Annotated in this window: 12 protein-coding genes; 4 read left to right on the top strand and 8 right to left on the bottom strand. The window is 44.5% G+C overall.

Translation table 11 applies throughout. The features are described 5' to 3' along the window. Positions 1 to 598: 598 nt before the first annotated feature. The 6 genes from DW640_RS20615 to DW640_RS20590 all read right to left on the bottom strand — a co-directional run bounded on the left by DW640_RS20615 (position 599) and on the right by DW640_RS20590 (position 5766). Complete coding sequence (locus DW640_RS20615) at positions 599 to 1450, bottom strand: FecR family protein (protein WP_011107954.1); 852 nt, start codon at positions 1448 to 1450, stop codon at positions 599 to 601. Positions 1451 to 1459: 9 nt separating this feature from the next. Next, complete coding sequence (locus DW640_RS20610; protein ID WP_008763319.1) at positions 1460 to 2050, bottom strand: RNA polymerase sigma factor; 591 nt, start codon at positions 2048 to 2050, stop codon at positions 1460 to 1462. Between the two features lie 76 nt (positions 2051 to 2126). Beyond that, positions 2127 to 3701 carry a peptide chain release factor 3 gene (locus tag DW640_RS20605; RefSeq protein ID WP_008763318.1) on the bottom strand — a complete coding sequence of 525 codons (1575 nt, stop codon included), beginning with the start codon at positions 3699 to 3701 and terminating at the stop codon, positions 2127 to 2129. Between the two features lie 5 nt (positions 3702 to 3706). Then, positions 3707 to 4555, bottom strand: coding sequence for a dTDP-4-dehydrorhamnose reductase (gene rfbD / locus DW640_RS20600; protein WP_008767804.1), 849 nt, complete (start codon positions 4553 to 4555; stop codon positions 3707 to 3709). After that, complete coding sequence (locus DW640_RS20595) at positions 4556 to 5101, bottom strand: DUF4924 family protein (protein WP_117578898.1); 546 nt, start codon at positions 5099 to 5101, stop codon at positions 4556 to 4558. An 11-nt stretch (positions 5102 to 5112) separates the two neighbouring features. After that, positions 5113 to 5766: a LysE family translocator gene (locus tag DW640_RS20590; RefSeq protein WP_008767802.1), complete on the bottom strand. Its 654-nt coding sequence runs from the start codon at positions 5764 to 5766 to the stop codon at positions 5113 to 5115. A 129-nt stretch (positions 5767 to 5895) separates the two neighbouring features. Between DW640_RS20590 and purL the strand changes: the two genes are divergently transcribed. From purL to DW640_RS20570, 4 genes are all read left to right on the top strand, one after another. Continuing rightward, on the top strand, positions 5896 to 9600 hold the full coding sequence (gene purL, locus DW640_RS20585; protein ID WP_117578897.1) for a phosphoribosylformylglycinamidine synthase: 3705 nt from the start codon (positions 5896 to 5898) through the stop codon (positions 9598 to 9600). Positions 9601 to 9871: 271 nt separating this feature from the next. Beyond that, the gene (locus DW640_RS20580; protein WP_062694691.1) at positions 9872 to 13912 is read left to right on the top strand and encodes a response regulator; all 4041 of its coding nucleotides are present in this window, start codon (positions 9872 to 9874) and stop codon (positions 13910 to 13912) included. After that, a complete protein-coding gene (locus DW640_RS20575; RefSeq protein WP_055221371.1) occupies positions 13909 to 14466 on the top strand; it encodes a chromate transporter in 558 nt (185 codons plus the stop codon). Before DW640_RS20580 ends, DW640_RS20575 begins: the two co-directional genes overlap by 4 nt. A 31-nt stretch (positions 14467 to 14497) precedes the next feature. Next, on the top strand, positions 14498 to 15046 hold the full coding sequence (locus DW640_RS20570; RefSeq protein ID WP_008763311.1) for a chromate transporter: 549 nt from the start codon (positions 14498 to 14500) through the stop codon (positions 15044 to 15046). Positions 15047 to 15151: 105 nt separating this feature from the next. Here the strand turns inward: DW640_RS20570 and DW640_RS20565 are convergent, their stop codons facing one another. Next, positions 15152 to 16660: a glycoside hydrolase family 10 protein gene (locus DW640_RS20565; protein ID WP_055229594.1), complete on the bottom strand. Its 1509-nt coding sequence runs from the start codon at positions 16658 to 16660 to the stop codon at positions 15152 to 15154. Positions 16661 to 16724: 64 nt separating this feature from the next. After that, the gene (locus DW640_RS20560) at positions 16725 to 18644 is read right to left on the bottom strand and encodes a sensor histidine kinase KdpD (protein ID WP_090615886.1); all 1920 of its coding nucleotides are present in this window, start codon (positions 18642 to 18644) and stop codon (positions 16725 to 16727) included. Between the last annotated feature and the right edge of the window lie 142 nt (positions 18645 to 18786).

Below are 18786 nucleotides of genomic sequence, written 5' to 3'. Positions count from 1 at the left end.
GGCACATCGACTAAATCCATTTTTATTCATTATTTACATCACTAGTTTTATTACAACCTACAAAGTAAGATGAATAAACACGATATCTTAGTTTTATCTTGTTTGACTATATTAAAATTACTAAAAAGCTGATGCTCACGAATCCGTAACCCCATAAAAAATGTGAGAGAAAACCTTTCAATTTTCTCTCACATTTGGAAAACAATAAAATTAAACTCACTTACTAATTGCCAATTCGTTCGCTATTGCTTTCTTTTAAAACAGCAATTGGCATCATTCTTCGTTCTTTTCAAGAGACTTCTTCTCTTAAGCAATCTAATTCTCTACCTAATTATTAATTTACTCCCCTTAAAATTCTGTCTAGCCATGGACAGTTCATCCACCTGTTATCTATTGTCTGTTTATAAATAGTTCCTTATATTTATAAGAGGAGCTTTCTTTCCTTTTTTACCAAGAAAAATAGAAGAAAAAATAGATTTAATTAAAAAACGCCTTCCAGAGCACTCTGAGAGGCGTTTTTTAATTGCAGAAATATTTCACTTCCTGCTTTATATCAAGGATAATTTCTCTTTTTTACGGTGTGGACTTCTGTTCCCGTCTATTCTAATATGACTTTCTGCCCGCTCAACTGATAATTGATTCCCAAAGAACCAAATACTTTTTTCAATGTTTCGTGCAGATCTCTCGTCAGGATGGTTCCGTTATAGTACAGTTCATTATATTTTTCACACCCTACCACTTCCACATCAAAGATATGCTGAATATCTGCTACTACATTGACCAGCGGATCATCTTCATAACCGAGTACTTCGGGCAGTTCTTCCTTTTCCTGAACAGGACCAATCTTATTCTCATCACAGCGTACACTTTCACCGGCATTCAATGTCTGTTCGCCGATTGGTGTCTCTACCTTCACTGTTCCCTCTTCACAATTGACAGTGATCGTTTTTCCTTCCTGCTCGACCAAGAATTTTGTACCTAACACCGTAACATCTCCGGCTTCCGTTCGTACAGTAAATGTTTTACCCGGAGTCACGTCAAAAAAGGCCGATCCGAGCAGATTCAGTTTACGCCCCCAAAGCCAACTCACTTTATTATAAGACAAAGTTGAGTTTTGCATCAGCTTCACAGAACTGCCATCCGGTAGCTTGTAATCGACAGCTACTGCTTCAGACGTAATCTTCTCTTCCGACAGATAGTAATAACCGCCTATTCCGAAAAGCAGGATAAACAGGGCCGCTACTCTCCAGTAGATACAACTGCTCCTAAGAACAATCAGTTTCTGTCTTCCTGCAGCGTTCGGTCTGCTTGTTAATGCATCCGCACGTTTTTCTTCACGAAATTCTTCTAACTTCCCACCAACTACAGACTTCCGTGCAAACAACTCACCTTTCAGAGGAAGTTTGCCGTCTTCCATATATTGTTCCAGAAGTTCTTTCCTATTCTCCATATCCTCACCTCAATTAAAAATCCATAAATTAGCAGCTACAGTCAACAGGAATGATTTGCTCAATCGCTCTCTCAGTCTGGATATTGCCATGTGGGTAGTATTATAAACAGTACGGGAAGTCAGTCCCATCACTTCGGCTATTTCGTCCGAATTCAGTTTTTTATAATACTTCAAGTATAATACCTCTCTCTGCTGCTTTGTCAAGCCATTTATTTCTTTCTGCAGAACTTCTAACTGCTCTCTTTCAAGTTCGGAACGGACAATCGCTGTTTCTATGTCTATCTCCAAATCGAATCTATATTCGCTTGAGTTAACTTCGTCCAATGATGTGAATACGCCATTAGCAGTTTTCTTCAACTCATTCAGCAGCATGCGTTTCAGCGCCACACACAGGTAAGCGGATATGGACTGAGGCTCGGAACAACTCTGCCTCTTCTCATACAGATAAACGAACAAAGACTGAATGGATTCAGTTACCAGATCATCATCACCGGCAATCTTCATCCCATATCCGTAAAGTAAATCCGAATATTCATTGTAGAGTTGCCGGAATGCTTCTTCATCCCCCTGCTGGATTTTCTCCCAAAATGTTGTATTCATTTCTCCTTCCCTTATTTACAGGTAACATAATTCTTCCCCTTTTACCAATTATTTTTGTTAAATTCCACCAAGCAGACTAAAATTCACTTGTGAAGTGGAATTTAATGTGCTTGAAGTCCATTTGTGCCATCTGAAGCACATAACCTGAATCGGCAAGGAATACGTCACGTCCTTCCCTGTCTTTCGCCATATATTGGTATTTACGTTTCTTGAAAGCTTCCAGCTCAGCAGGATCATCGCTTTCTACCCAACAAGCCTTGTACAAACTTACCGGTTCCCAACGGCAAGAAGCATTATACTCGTTCAGCAGACGATACTGGATAACCTCAAACTGCAACTGTCCGACCGTACCAATAATCTTGCGGCCGTTGAACTGATTGACAAACAACTGTGCCACACCTTCGTCCATCAACTGGTCGATACCCTTTGCCAGCTGTTTCTGCTTCATCGGATCGGCATTTTCGATATACTTGAACATCTCCGGTGAGAAGCTGGGCAAACCGCGGAAATGGAGCAGTTCTCCTTCCGTCAGCGTATCACCGATCTTGAAAGTTCCGTTGTCCGGCAAACCGATGATATCTCCTGCATAGGCTTCGTCAATGGTCGTTTTCCGCTGTGCCATAAACTGGGTGGGCGATGAGAAACGCATGGTCTTGCCATGACGGACGTGCTGATAGGGTGCATTACGTACAAATTTGCCCGAACATATCTTGCAGAATGCTACACACGAACGATGATTCGGGTCGATATTGGCGGTAATCTTAAAGATGAATCCGGTGAATTTCGGTTCGTCCGGTTTCACTTCACGCTCTTCTGCCTGTACAGGACGAGGACTAGGAGCAATCTCCACAAAGCAGTTCAACAATTCCTGTACACCAAAATTATTCAAGGCAGAGCCAAAGAATACAGGTGCGCAATCTCCTGCCAGATAAGATTCCACATCCAGTTCCGGATAAACTCCTTCGATCAGTTCCAGATCGCCACGCAGTTTGTCTGCCAGCGGCTTACCGATCTGCTTATCCAGTTCTTCCGTATGTATGTCGACTTCTACCTTCTCCGTCACCACTTGTTTGGAAGGTTGGTACAAGTCCAGTTTCTTCTCATAAATATTATATACTCCTTTGAAGCGGGCTCCCTGTTCGATAGGCCATGACAGCGGGCGGACCTGAATCATCAGTTCTTCTTCCAGCTCGTCCAGCAAGTCAAACGGGTCCTTACCTTCACGGTCCATTTTATTAACGAAAATGATGACCGGAGTTTTTCTCATACGGCACACTTCCATCAGTTTACGGGTTTGTGTTTCCACACCTTTCGCTCCGTCTACTACAATGATAACGCTGTCTACAGCAGTCAGCGTACGGTATGTGTCTTCGGCAAAGTCCTGGTGACCCGGAGTATCAAGAATATTGATCTTGTAGTCCCGATAGTCAAATTCCATTACGGAAGTTGTCACCGAGATACCACGCTGTTTCTCAATCTCCATCCAGTCGGAAGTAGCCGTTTTCTTGATTTTATTGCTCTTGACCGCACCTGCCACCTGAATCTGACCACCGAAAAGCAATAACTTCTCCGTCAATGATGTCTTACCGGCATCCGGATGCGCAATAATGGCGAATGTTCGCCGTCTCTGTATTTCTGTATTATCTGCCATATTTATTATAAAGTATCGATGCATCTTTTCAGGCTTTCCTCCCAATGAGGTATTTCGATGCCGAACGTTGTTTTTATTTTTGTTTTATCGAGTACGGAATATGCAGGGCGGTTCGCTCTTGTAGGATATTCCGCCGTATGCAGCGGTTTCACTTTGCATGAAGTGATTCCTGCCAAACGATGAATAGCTACCGTAAAGTCATACCAGGAGCAGACTCCTTCGTTGCTGAAATGATAGACTCCACGAACGATGCCTTTATTAATAATAGCAAAGATGGCCTGTGCCAGGTCATTGGCGTAAGTAGGAGTTCCTACCTGATCGAAAATGACTCCCAGACTATCACGCTCTTTGCCCAGACGGATCATCGTCTTCACGAAGTTGTTGCCAAAAGTGGAATAAAGCCATGCGGTACGGATAACGACTGACTTTTCGCAATGATTCAGTACCTCATATTCTCCTTCAAGTTTCGTTGTTCCATATACCGAATTCGGACATGGATCGCATTCTTCTGTATAAGGAATATGAGCGGTGCCGTCAAAAACATAGTCGGTAGACACCTGAATCATCGCCGCACCATTAAACTGCGCTGCACATGCCAGCGTTTTAGGAGCTTCACTGTTCAGCTTGTAAGCCAGTTCCGAATCATCTTCCGCTTTATCTACTGCTGTATATGCCGCACAATTAACAATAAGCTCAATCCGCTTTTCAGCAATATATGCCCAAACAGCGTCCTTATTACAGATGTCCAGCTCCTGCACATCTGTGAAATAATACGTATGTTGCGGATTCTCTTTTGCAAGAACTTGCATTTCATTGCCAAGCTGACCATTGGCACCCGTCACTAAAATTCTCATTTATTCATCAAGTTTTAATTCCCCTTTCAGGTCTTTATCGTAATAGTTTGCCAACATGGAAAGAAAGCTGCTGATAGCTTCTACCGCCTTCATAGTCCCCTCGCTGACAGGCTTTTTCTGCAGACGAAGCAAAAGTAGTCCATAGAGTGCTTCGAAACAAGTCTCCAGTTCCGGCTCTTCTTTTTTGCCATTCTTATTCCGCAGTTCTACAATAAACGGCAATGCTTTGAAATAAGCGGCACTGTAGAAAGGAAATTTGGGAGAAGAAGTCAACGCATTATGAAGTTCTGTCAGTTTGATGATGATGTTCCTGTTAATCTGCAAATGACCTTTTTCACGTACCCCCTCCTCATTCATCATAGTGATCAGGTTGCCGTACCACTCTCGCAGGGCAGGACGCTGATCTTCCGGATAACGGGCGATCACATTCGCCTCGATCTCCTCCAGCTCACCATGATTGGCGCGGATCAGGTCTTCTTCTTGCCACATATATATAAGGTACTCGGCAATGTTTTTCTCTTTAAGCTGTTTGGCTATCTGATTCATAAGTTTTCTTCTTAATAAAGTGACTCTCCCAGCAACGTATAGATTAATCCCGCCACTGACACCAGCATCACAATGCTGCCAATCACACGGTTCAGTATCCAGATGCCCCGTAAGTTAAACTTAGTGCGCACTTTATTCACAAAATAAGTGATTCCGAGCCACCACACCAGCGCCCCCGAAGCAATGGCAAGATATCCCGTAATTTCTTCGAACACCACGACACCGGGCTGCACAAAGGCAAAACGGGCAAATAGTCCGATAAACAAGAATATAATCAGGGGATTGGAGAGCGTGACAAAGAATGCGGTAATGAAATTGTGAAAGTAAGAACCTTTGTTGGACGATGCCGGACGGATGGATTGTACCGGATTGCTGCGAAAGGTATAGATTCCGAAAAGCAGCAGCATGATGCTGCCCAGCAACTGCAGATAAAAAATATTCTTATTGATATAATCGAACACAAAGCTCATACCATAACCTGTCAACAGAGCATAAGCTATGTCGCTTAATGAGGCTCCAAGCCCTGTCACAAATCCATACCAGCGCCCTTTATTCAGCGTCCTCTGAATGCAGAGAACCCCCACCGGTCCGAGAGGTGCGGACACAACAACGCCTATAATAAAGCCTTTCACTATTATATCGAATATTGTTTCAATCTGAATCATGCCGCAAATATCGCACTTTTTTATGAGAAGAGGATAGGATATTAACGTTTTTTCCACACAAGAGTCACTATATACACCAAAATTGCTTATCTTTGCGCCACAGAAAAATCGTAAAATCAAAAAATAAACATGATTCTTTTTTTCAGAACCCCTTCCAAGAGCGTGATTGCCGTAGAGAGCAACCATCAGCTCACCCCGGACGAAAGTAATAAACTCTGCTGGCTTTTTGGAGAAGCCGTGACGGAAAGTGAAGAAAACCTGAAAGGCTGTTTCGTCGGCCCACGCCGCGAAATGATTACCCCTTGGAGTACAAACGCAGTAGAAATCACCCAAAACATGGGACTTGAAGACATTCTCCGCATCGAGGAATATTTTCCGGTAAAAGATGAAAATGCCGACTACGACCCGATGCTGCAACGCATGTACAAAGGACTCGACCAAAACGTATTCACCACCAACCGCCAACCGGAACCTATCGTATCCATCGAAGACCTCGAAGCCTACAACGAGAAAGAAGGCCTCGCACTCTCGAAAGAAGAAATGGACTATCTGAAAAAGGTAGAAAACGATCTGGGACGCAAGTTGACTGACTCCGAAGTTTTCGGTTTCGCACAGATCAACTCCGAACACTGTCGCCACAAAATATTCGGTGGAACATTCATCATCGACGGTGTAGAACAGGAATCGTCTCTGTTCCAGATGATCAAAAAGACCACACAGGAGAATCCGAATAAAATCATCTCTGCTTATAAAGACAACGTAGCCTTCGCCGAAGGTCCGGTAGTTGAACAGTTTGCTCCGGCAGATCACTCAAAACCTGACTTCTTCCAGGTGAAAGACATCAAAAGCGTCATCTCACTGAAAGCAGAAACTCATAACTTCCCGACAACTGTAGAACCGTTCAACGGCGCATCTACCGGTACAGGCGGTGAAATCCGCGACCGTATGGGTGGTGGCAAAGGTTCATGCCCGATCGCAGGTACTGCTGTCTACATGACTTCTTATCCCCGCACGGACGAAGGCCGCGAATGGGAAGATATTCTTCCGGTACGCAAATGGCTGTACCAGACTCCGGAACAGATTCTGATCAAGGCATCCAACGGTGCTTCCGACTTCGGTAACAAGTTCGGCCAACCGCTGATCTGCGGCTCGGTACTGACTTTCGAACACACGGAAAACAACGAAGTTTATGGCTACGACAAAGTTATAATGCTTGCGGGCGGTGTAGGCTACGGCACACAACGCGACTGCCTCAAAGGTACTCCGGAAGCAGGAAACAAAGTAGTCGTCATCGGTGGCGACAATTATCGTATCGGACTGGGTGGCGGTTCCGTATCTTCTGTAGATACCGGTCGTTACAGCAGCGGTATTGAACTGAATGCCGTACAACGTGCCAACGCCGAAATGCAGAAACGTGCCAACAACGTAGTACGCGCACTCTGCGAGGAAGATGTGAATCCGGTAGTTTCTATCCACGACCACGGTTCGGCAGGTCACGTAAACTGTCTGTCGGAATTGGTGGAAGAATGTGGCGGTCTGATCGACATGAGCAAACTTCCGATCGGCGACAAGACATTGTCCGCTAAAGAAATCATCGCCAACGAAAGTCAGGAACGTATGGGACTTCTGATCAAAGAAGAAGCCATCGAACATGTACGTAAGATTGCCGAACGCGAACGCGCTCCGATGTACGTAGTAGGTGAAACAACCGGCGATCACCGCTTCTCTTTCCAGCAGGCAGACGGCGTACGTCCGTTCGACCTGGCCGTTGAGCAGATGTTCGGTTCATCTCCGAAGACTTATATGATCGACAAGACCGTAGAACGTCATTATAAAATGCCGGAATACGAATTGCCGAAATTACATGAATACCTGACCAATGTGCTGCAACTCGAAGCCGTAGCTTGTAAGGACTGGCTGACAAATAAGGTAGACCGCTCCGTAACGGGTAAAGTAGCCCGCCAGCAATGCCAGGGCGAACTTCAGTTGCCGTTGAGCGACTGTGGTGTCGTAGCACTCGACTATCGTGGTGAAAAAGGTATCGCCACTTCTATCGGTCACGCTCCGCAAGCCGCACTGGCTGATCCGGCTGCCGGCTCTATCCTTTCGGTATCCGAAGCACTGACAAACCTTGTCTGGGCTCCGATGGCAGAAGGCATGGACAGCATTTCCCTGTCTGCCAACTGGATGTGGCCGTGCCGCTCACAGGAAGGTGAAGACGCCCGTCTTTACACTGCCGTGAAAGCATTGAGCGACTTCTGCTGCGCTCTGCAAATCAATGTTCCTACCGGAAAGGACTCTTTGTCCATGACACAGAAATATCCGAACGGCGAGAAAGTGATTTCTCCGGGAACAGTGATCGTATCTGCCGGCGGCGAAGTATCCGACGTGAAGAAAGTCGTATCTCCGGTATTGGTGAACAACGAAAAGACAACACTCTATCATATCGATTTCAGCTTCGACGAACTGAAACTCGGAGGTTCCGCTTTTGCACAGTCTCTGGGTAAAGTTGGCGACGACGTACCCTGCGTACAGGATGCCGAATACTTCCGCGATGCTTTCCTTGCCGTACAGGAACTGGTGAACAAGGGACTGATCCTGGCAGGACACGATATTTCAGCAGGTGGTCTGATCACTACATTACTGGAAATGTGCTTCGCCAACGTTGAAGGCGGTATGGAAATCAGCCTCGACAAGATGAAGGAACAAGATATCATCAAGATTCTGTTTGCAGAAAATCCGGGTATCGTGATCCAGATCAGCGACAAGCATAAAGAAGAAGTGAAAAAGATTCTGGAAGATGCAGGCGTAGGATTCGTGAAACTGGGTAAACCGACCGACGAACGTCATATCCTGGTATCGAAGGGCGACGCTACTTATCAGTTCGGCGTTGACTATATGCGTGATGTATGGTATTCTTCTTCTTACCTGCTCGACCGCAAACAGTCTATGAACGGCTGCGCAAAGAAACGTTTCGAAAACTATAAGATGCAACCGGTTGAATTCGCTTTCATGCCCGGATTCAAAGGTAAACTCTCTCAGTATGGTATCACTCCGGACCGTCGTACTCCAAGCGGTGTCCGCGCTGCCATCATCCGCGAGAAAGGAACGAACGGCGAACGCGAAATGGCTTACTCACTCTATCTTGCCGGCTTCGACGTGAAAGACGTGACGATGACCGACCTGATCAGCGGACGCGAAACACTGGAAGATGTAAACATGATTGTTTACTGCGGTGGATTCTCCAACTCCGACGTACTCGGTTCGGCCAAAGGATGGGCAGGAGGTTTCTTATTCAACCCTAAAGCCAAAGAGGCACTTGACAAGTTCTACGCACGTGAAGATACGCTTTCACTGGGTATCTGCAACGGTTGCCAGCTGATGATGGAACTGGGACTTATCAATCCGGAACACGAAAAGAAAGGCAAGATGCTGCACAACGACTCACATAAATTCGAATCGACTTATGTAGGCCTGACAATCCCGACCAACCGCAGTGTAATGTTCGGCTCATTGAGCGGCAGCAAACTGGGTATTTGGGTGGCTCACGGAGAAGGTAAATTCTCTCTGCCTTACGATGAAGACCAATACAACGTAGTGGCAAAATACAGCTACGATGAATACCCCGGCAACCCGAACGGTTCCGATTATTCTATCGCAGGTCTTGCCAGCGCCGACGGCCGCCATCTGGCAATGATGCCTCACCTCGAACGTGCTATCTTCCCGTGGCAGAATGGCTGCTATCCTGCTGACCGTAAGAACAGCGATCAGATTACTCCATGGATAGAAGCATTTGTCAATGCCCGCAAATGGGTAGAAGAGAAGACTAAATAAGATATCTTTCTATCATTGAAACGGAGGCTGTTATTTGTTATAAAGTAACAGCCTCTTGTTTTAACTCCTTTTCCATACCCAAAGTCTGCATATTACAACTTAATTTCCCTAAATAAACAGGATATACAAATAGCTGCGAAAGCTCCTGTATACTTCACTTTGAGAGCACCGTTATCTTAACCTAAAATTTTGTAGTGTCGAAAAATCTTCTTAATTTTGTCAAACTTTCCCCCTCACTAAAGATTCAATAACCCATAAAAGTCCTATTTGTATGAAAAAATGGCTTTTTTTATTATTATTGTTTCCTCTGACCTGTGTCGCCCAGACCTATCAGTATCTAGGAGTGGAAGACGGGTTAAGCAACCGGAGAGTGTACTACATTCAAAAAGACAATGTTGGATATATGTGGTTCCTTACGCACGAGGGAATCGACCGGTACAACGGCAAAGAGTTTAAACGGTATAAATTAATGGACGGCGACAAAGAACTCAACTCGCTGTTAAATCTGAATTGGTTATATATCGATCCGGAAGGAACGCTATGGGAAATCGGTAAGAAAGGCAAGATTTTCCGGTATGACCGTATTCATGACACTTTCGAACTCGTCTACAAGTTGCCGATAGAAGACTTTAAGGATTTACCGGCTCCCATTACTTTCAGCTGGATCGATCATAACAATCATATCTGGCTGTGCAACGAAGAAACGATCTTCCTTTACAACACCCGGACGGAAGAGGTTACTCATGTTAAAAACTGCCTCAGCGAAGCTATAAACGACATCGAACAAATCGACGAATCCCACTATTTTATCGGGACGGAGATGGGTATTCATCATGCCCAACTGAAAAACAACACACTGCAACTTCTCCCCTGCGACAAGCTAGACAACGTCAATATTCAAGTTAACGATTTACACTTCGACCCCAAAATCCGCAAACTGTTCATCGGTGCCTTCGAACGGGGCGTCATGGTTTACGACATGAACACAAAAACCATCACACAACCGGAAGTCAGCCTGAAAGACGTAAGTATATCACGCATCAAACCACTGAATGCCAAAGAACTGCTGATTGCTACCGATGGCGGAGGTATCTATAAGATGAATGTCGATACGTACCAGACCGTACCTTTTATCGTAGCAGACTACAACAGCTACAATGGCATGAACGGCAACAGCATTAACGACATCTACATAGACGACGAAGAAAGGATATGGATGGCAAACTATCCGATAGGAATTACCATTCAGAACAATCGTTATCCGAGTTATAAATGGATCAAACATTCTGTCGGTAATAAGCAGTCGCTGATTAACGACCAGGTGAACTCTATCATAGAAGACAGCGAGGGAGACTTATGGTATGGCACCAACAACGGAATTAGCCTGCAAGACTCAAAAACCGGAAAATGGCGCTCGTTTCTGAGCACCTTTGAGAATGTACAGAACAGCAAAAATCATATATTTACAACCTTATGTGAAGTATCTCCCGGCATTATTTGGGCAGGCGGATATTTCTCGGGACTTTATCAGATAGATAAACGCACGTCGAAAACAACTTATTTTACACCCGCTTCGTATGCTCATGAAAGTATACGTCCGGATAAATACATACGTGACATACGCAAAGACTCACGCGGTTATGTATGGAGCGGAGGATATTATAACCTGAAGCGAATCAACGTACAGACCAAAGACATACGGCTCTACCACGGACTGCATTCCGTTACCGCCATCATCGAAAAGGATGACAAAAGTATGTGGATAGGTACGGCAACAGGCCTGTTTCTTCTGGATATAGAATCCGGGAAATATGAACGCATCCAACTGCCGGTAGAATCTACCTATGTCTACTCCCTGTATCAGACCAAACAAGGCTCACTGTATATAGGTACCAGCGGATCGGGAGTACTGATTTATGATCCCCAGACAAAGTTGTTTACCCATTATTATACAGGAAACTGTGCCATGATATCCAACAATATCTACACGATATTATCGGATGAAGACAATGAAATTCTATTAAGTACGGAGAACGGACTCACCAGCTTCTATCCCAAACAAAAAACCTTCTACAACTGGACAAAGGAAATGGGACTGATGACTACGCACTTCAATGCGTTGTCCGGTACCCTGCGCAGAAATAACAATTTTATCTTCGGTAGCTCGGACGGTGCCATAGAGTTCAATAAAGACATGAAGCTCCCCAGGACGTACTCTTCCAAGATGATCTTCAGTGATTTCAAGCTGTTTTATCAGACGGTATATCCGGGAGACAAGAATTCACCACTGGAAAAAGATATCAACGAAACCAAAGAATTAAGACTAAAATATAATCAGAATATCTTTTCACTGATGGTTTCTTCCATCAACTATGATTATCCTTCCAATGTTCTTTATTCATGGAAGCTGGAAGAATTTTACGAAGAGTGGAGCAAACCCGGCAATGAAAGTACAATCCGTTATACCAACCTCGCTCCGGGAAAATATGTATTGCGTGTGCGTGCCATCTCCAACGAAGACCAACGGGTGATGCTTGAAGAAAGAAGCATTGATATTATCATTGCCCAGCCTTTCTGGCTCACTCCCTGGGCAATGATATTGTATGCAATCCTGATTTCCCTCATTGCTGTTATCATCCTGCGGGTTCTTATTCTGAAAAAACAGCGGAAGGTTTCCGATGAAAAAATACACTTCTTCATCAATACGGCACACGATATACGCACCCCGTTGACATTGATTAAAGCTCCTCTGGAAGATTTGCGCGAAAAAGAAGCTCTGAGCAAGGAAGGCATAGCCAACATGAACACTGCCATACGCAATGTAAATGCCTTGTTGCGTCTGACAACGAATCTTATCAACTTTGAGAGAGCAGATGTTTATTCTTCGGAATTATACATTTCGGAGCATGAGCTAAACACGTTCATGACAGAAATATTCAATGCATTTCAGCCTTATGCCAATATCAAGCATATCAACTTTACGTACGAAAGCAATTTCCGGTATATGAATGTATGGTTTGACAAGGAAAAGATGGAATCTATTCTGAAGAATATAATATCGAACGCATTAAAATACACGCCGGAAAATGGTAATGTGCAGATTTTCGTATCAGAGAACAATGATTCGTGGAGCGTGGAAGTGAAGGATACCGGAATCGGTATTCCAGCCAGCGAGCAAAAGAAACTGTTCAAGCTTCATTTCCGTGGCAGCAATGCCATCAATTCGAAAGTGACGGGAAGTGGTATCGGTTTGATGCTGGTATGGAAACTTGTCCGGTTACACAAGGGCAAAATCAACCTGTCGAGCGTGGAGAATCAGGGATCGGTGATTAAGATATCTTTCCCCAAAGACAGCAAACGCTTCCATAAAGCACACCTTGCCACACCAAGCAAACGCCGGCAAGAAATAACAAGTACAACCAATGTGCCTGCCAGCATCTATGAGAATGTGCATAAGGAACAGAATCCGAATCATCAGCGAATCCTAATCGTAGAAGATAATGACGAACTGCGCAACTATCTGTCACAGACACTGGCAGAAGAATATACGGTACAGAACTGCTGCAACGGCAAAGAAGCACTGACCATCATTCCGGAATACAAACCGGAACTGGTTATCTCGGACATTATGATGCCGGAAATGAGAGGGGATGAATTGTGTGACGCCATTAAAAATAATATCGAAACGTCGCATATCCCTGTTATCCTGCTAACAGCTCTTAATAATGAAAAAGACATATTGTCCGGCCTTCAGATTGGTGCTGACGAGTATATTGTCAAGCCATTTAATATTGGAATATTAAAAGCTACCGTCTCCAATCTGTTGATCAACCGCGCCCTTTTGCGAAGCAAATACGGTAGTCTGGATATGGACGATGAGGATGATCATGAAGACGAATGCATCAACTGCTCGCAGGATATCGACTGGAAGTTTATCGCCAATGTACGGAAGAATATAGAAGATAATATAGACAATCCGGCTCTTACAGTAGATGTGCTTTGCAGTCTGATGGGCATGAGCCGTACCAGCTTCTACAACAAACTCAGGGCATTGACCGATCAGGCTCCGGGCGATTACATCCGCCTGATCCGCCTGAAACGTTCGGTGAAGTTGCTGAAAGAAGGTACACACAGTATAACAGAAATAGCAGAAATGACAGGATTTAGTGATGCGAAGTACTTCCGTGAAGTATTCAAGAAGCACTTCAACGTAAGCCCCAGCCAATATGGAAAAGAAGGCAAGCCCCACAAGGAGGGCAAGGCTGGAAAAGAAAACAAGTCCGATAAGGAAGGAGGAGAAAAAGAAGAATGAACATTTACCTCGAATCATTTGGAATCTTTTTTAAAATAGGCGCTTTCACCATTGGCGGAGGCTATGCAATGGTTCCACTTATTGAGAATGAAATCGTAACCAAACGGAAATGGATCGCACAGGAAGACTTTATCGACCTGCTGGCTATCTCTCAGTCCGCTCCGGGTATTCTGGCTGTGAATATCTCTATCTTTATAGGATATAAGCTGCGTGGCATCCGGGGAAGTATTGTCACAGCACTGGGGACTATACTCCCCTCATTTATTATCATTCTGGCCATCGCGCTCTTTTTCCATTCTTTCAAAGACAATCCGATTGTAGAACGCATATTTAAAGGAATACGACCCGCCGTGGTGGCATTGATCGCCGCACCGACTTTCACCATGGGACGGTCGGCCAAAATCAACCGGTACAACTTATGGATCCCCGTCGTATCGGCATTATTGATCTGGCTATTGGGCTTCTCCCCGATATGGATTATCATTGCTGCCGGTGTAGGAGGTTTCCTATGGGGAAAATTTAAAAAAGTGGAGAGTGAACACTCAAGGCTATGATTCAAGATTCATAATTCTAAATTAAAAAGAGATGATTTATCTTCAGTTATTTTATACGTTCTTTAAAATCGGACTTTTCGGTTTTGGCGGAGGTTACGCCATGCTTTCGATGATACAAGGTGAAGTAGTAACCCGCTATGGGTGGGTGACTTCGCAAGAATTCACAGACATTGTTGCCATCAGTCAGATGACTCCGGGGCCTATCGGTATCAATGCGGCTACTTATGTCGGTTTTACGTCGACAGGAAGTGTGTGGGGATCGATTGTTGCCACATTCGCTGTTGTTTTTCCCTCTTTCATACTGATGCTGACAATCAGCAAATTCTTTCTGAAATATCAGAAACATCCGGTAGTGGAATCTATTTTTGCAGGATTGCGTCCGGCAGTTGTCGGATTATTAGCTTCCGCCGCACTGGTATTGATGAATGTGGAAAACTTCGGTTCACCTACAGAAGACACCTACACATTTGTCATCAGCATCATTATCTTCCTGATAGCCTTTATCGGCACCAGAAAATACAAGGCAAATCCGATATTAATGATTATCGCCTGCGGGATTGCAGGACTACTGCTTTATTAAAATAAAGCAATAAGAGGCTGACTAAAAAGTCAGTAGTATCTTAAATCTCCTCCTTCGGGAAGGAGGAGTACCCGCAGGGGGAGGTGGTAGGTGAACATGCAGTCCTTACAGCTTGACCTTCTTACTTACCGATTTTGACTCATTATGAATACGGTCTAAAGCCGTCACCACATAGCGGTATTTGGTCTTACCCGTTTCATACGGCAGTTTGTAGAACGGATTTCGGGTGATAGCTACGATATGTGACGGATCATCAAGATTCACCTTTTCTTTGGAACCGAAACGGTATACTACGTACTGAATGGCTTTGTCCATTTCAGTCTCCGCTTTCGGAGCAGTCCAGAAAAGTATATAGCCATCTTCTGTCCATACCTTTTTCATCTTGCGTACTTTACCCGGAGCTTTATCATCCATAAAGTCGAATACCGGAATCAAAGCCGGATATTTATGATACTCCTGTACCAAGGCATCCCGATATTTTCCAGCGTTCTCGACTACGGCTGCCGCATACCATTGGCAACTTCCGCCGATAGTCTGATAAGAACGCTGCAAAGCCATCTTTCGTGGAAGCTGGTTGATAGAAGGATTCTTCGGATCGGCATGCTGAATGGTATTCATGACTGCCTGACCGATAAACAATGGACGGTTTTCCGCATGCTTCGCCCACCAGTCAACCAGTGTTTCGTAATCGGCTGCCTTGTGTCCTATCTCCCAATAAATCTGAGGAATGTTATAATCAATCCATCCTTCACGTGCCCAAAGCAATACGTCGGCATAAAGATCATCATAGTTCTGCAAACCATTTGTGTTGCTGCCCAACGGATCTGTTTTCTGATTGCGGTAAATACCGAACGGGCTGATACCGAACTTCACCCACGGTTTGATGCCCCGTATCGTTTCATGAAGTTTCTTGATCAGGATATTCACGTTGCCACGACGCCAGTCCGCCTTATTGCTAAAACCGCCTCCGTAACGGGCAAAGCTCGCATTGTCCGGGAAATCGACTCCCTTGATCGGATAAGGATAGAAATAATCGTCCATGTGGATAGCATCTACATCGTAACGGGATACAATATCGGAAACAATCTTGCAGATATGCTCACGGCTTTCGGGAAGTGCCGGATCAAAATAGATCTGATCGCCATAAGTGACAAACCATTCCGGATGTTCATGATAAATATGTGTCGGTGCCAGTTGATTCTTCAATGAAGTCTTCACACGGTAGGGATTGATCCATGCATGGAATTCCATATTCCGTTTATGGCATTCTTCGATCATGAATTGCATCGGGTCCCACATCGGGGAAGGCATTTGCCCTTGTGTTCCTGTCAGGAAACGACTCCACGGTTCGTGTTGTGAAGCATACAATGCATCCGCTTCGGGACGCACCTGAAAGATAATCGCATTGATACCCGCTCCCTGAAGAGAGTTCAGCTGACCGACCAGTGTCTGTTTCAGCTTCTCTGTCGGTATGCCACGGAACTGTCCGTTGACAGCCTGTATCCATGCAGCACGAAACTCACGTTTAGGATATGCATTGCCCGACGGCGCCTGCGCTCTTACTCCTGCCGCCAGAAGCAGAACTAATAAGAAAAGATAGTTTTTCAGATTCATAATGTTCTTGAGTCATAAAATAATGTGGTGCAAAGATAATAGATGCAGATACTATCTCCAACTATTATTGAGGCCATTCGACAACAAATCTTGCACCACCCGCGTAGCTAGTGTCCAGATAGACATTTCCATCCACTAATTCCATGATCTGACGGATAATAGACAATCCCAGTCCGGTGCCCTGAGTGAAGGCATCGACCTTCGCGAACCGTTCGAAAATGGAGTCCCGGTAGTTTTCATCGATTCCGGGACCGGAATCTTCGATAATAAAACGTACCAGACGATTCGGTTTGTCTTCTGCATAACTGAGACGTATAAAGCCGGATTCCGTGAATTTATTGGCATTGTTCAGCAAACCGAGCAGCACACGCTTCATCCAAATTTCAACCGTACACACTTCGACCGGAGTAGAAGAAGGCATATATTGTAACTCGATTCCTTCTTTCAGATTCTGACGAATCAATCCCAAACATTCCTGACAACACGCATCTACACTCACTGGCTTCTTCGGTATATCATCCGTCTGAGAGTCCATGTCGGCTATATCAATCACATTATTTACCAAATCAAGCAGATATGCGTTGCTGCTCTCCATCTGACGGGCATATTCTTCCATCTCTTCCTGTGTCAGCCCACCGGCAGCCATCAAGGATGAAAAACCGATAATCGAATTGAGCGGAGTACGGATTTCATGTGTAATATGCTGGATAAAAGAGCTTTTCATGTGGCTAGCCTTGATGACTGCCTTATTTGCCGCATCCAGTTTCCGGTTCAACGACAAAGAACGCATATAGTAAAACGTGATAACAATCAACAATATCAACACCAGGCATCCGACAATCACGGAAGTTATAAAGAGATTGCGGTTGACCTCCGCCCGCAATTCCAGCTTATCGTGCTCCAACTTATCCACTTCGAACTGCACGGTATATTTGCTTAATTGCTCGTCCAGTTCTGCCGAACGAATGGAATCATTAATATGTGCATAAGATTTATAAACCTCGCAGGCATCTTCAAAGCGTCCCATCTGCTCCATAAACTGTGCTTTCAACAGGTGATTGGCAGGATAACAGCTCCCCACCGAATGATGATAATCCATCAATGAGTCCAGATAGTTGAGTGCCATCTGATTGTCATTCAACGTCCGCGCACAAAGAATTTTATATCCCAACCATCCTTCACGGGGAAAAGCATTCATATTTTCGTGATAAAACTTATCCGCTTCTGCAATAAACGGCTGCGCCTCCTTCTTCCCTTTCAATGCCAGCGTAGCAATCACTTGAAACTGATAATAACGCATGGTAAGCTCCGGTCGGACAGGGATATCCTTACGCTTCATTTTCTCAATCAGTCCCGGCATACGGTTCAAGTATTCCATCGCATTGGCATACTCCCCTCTAGCCAGATAAGTCTGGATGATATTCAGTGACACCACATAGGCATCTTCATAAAAACCCGCATCGCTAAATTTTTTCAGTGCGGAAGAATAGTATTCGAGACAGAGCTTGACGTTGTTGCTGAACACCCGATGATTATATCCGATACACATCTCGCTGCAAGCCATTCCGAAAGCACTTTTGGCCGCATCCGCATCCTTCTGAAGAAGTCCAGTCTCACGCATGGCCTCATCCTGCAAACCTTTCTCGGTAAGCAACTGAATATACTGGCGCCACTGCGTATAGCGATTATTGATATTACCACGCTTCAGACACCAGTCCATATATTCATATGCAACCACTTTCAAGCTATCCGTATTTCTCAACCGGTAATAATGGGAAGCAATCTGAGAATAAGCATCGTCGATTTTAGCAGTATCATTCTGCTGCCTTGCCAATCGCATATATTCCTGATAGAAAGGTATAAAATCTTTCTGACCTATTTTATTTGAGACACTGTCGGAAAGGGCTTCCAACTGTTTTTCTTTGTTTGTGCTACTAAAGGCTAAAGTAGATGCAAAACACAGAATGAATAAGCTAATAACCATCCGGATGTTTTTCACGATTCAAGTCAATTTGTTATTATTTTGAAATGTTTGTTGTAAATTCCGGACCAAGATACGCCAATTATCCCGAAGCAATTTCTTTTTATTACCAATTATAACATATCTTAACCCGACCAAAAACCTT

The sequence above is a fragment of the Bacteroides sp. AM23-12 genome (assembly GCF_003434395.1).
GTDB lineage: Bacteria > Bacteroidota > Bacteroidia > Bacteroidales > Bacteroidaceae > Bacteroides > Bacteroides thetaiotaomicron.
Note: the sequence above shows the minus strand (reverse complement) of the source record. Positions and strands in the feature narration are given on the sequence as shown.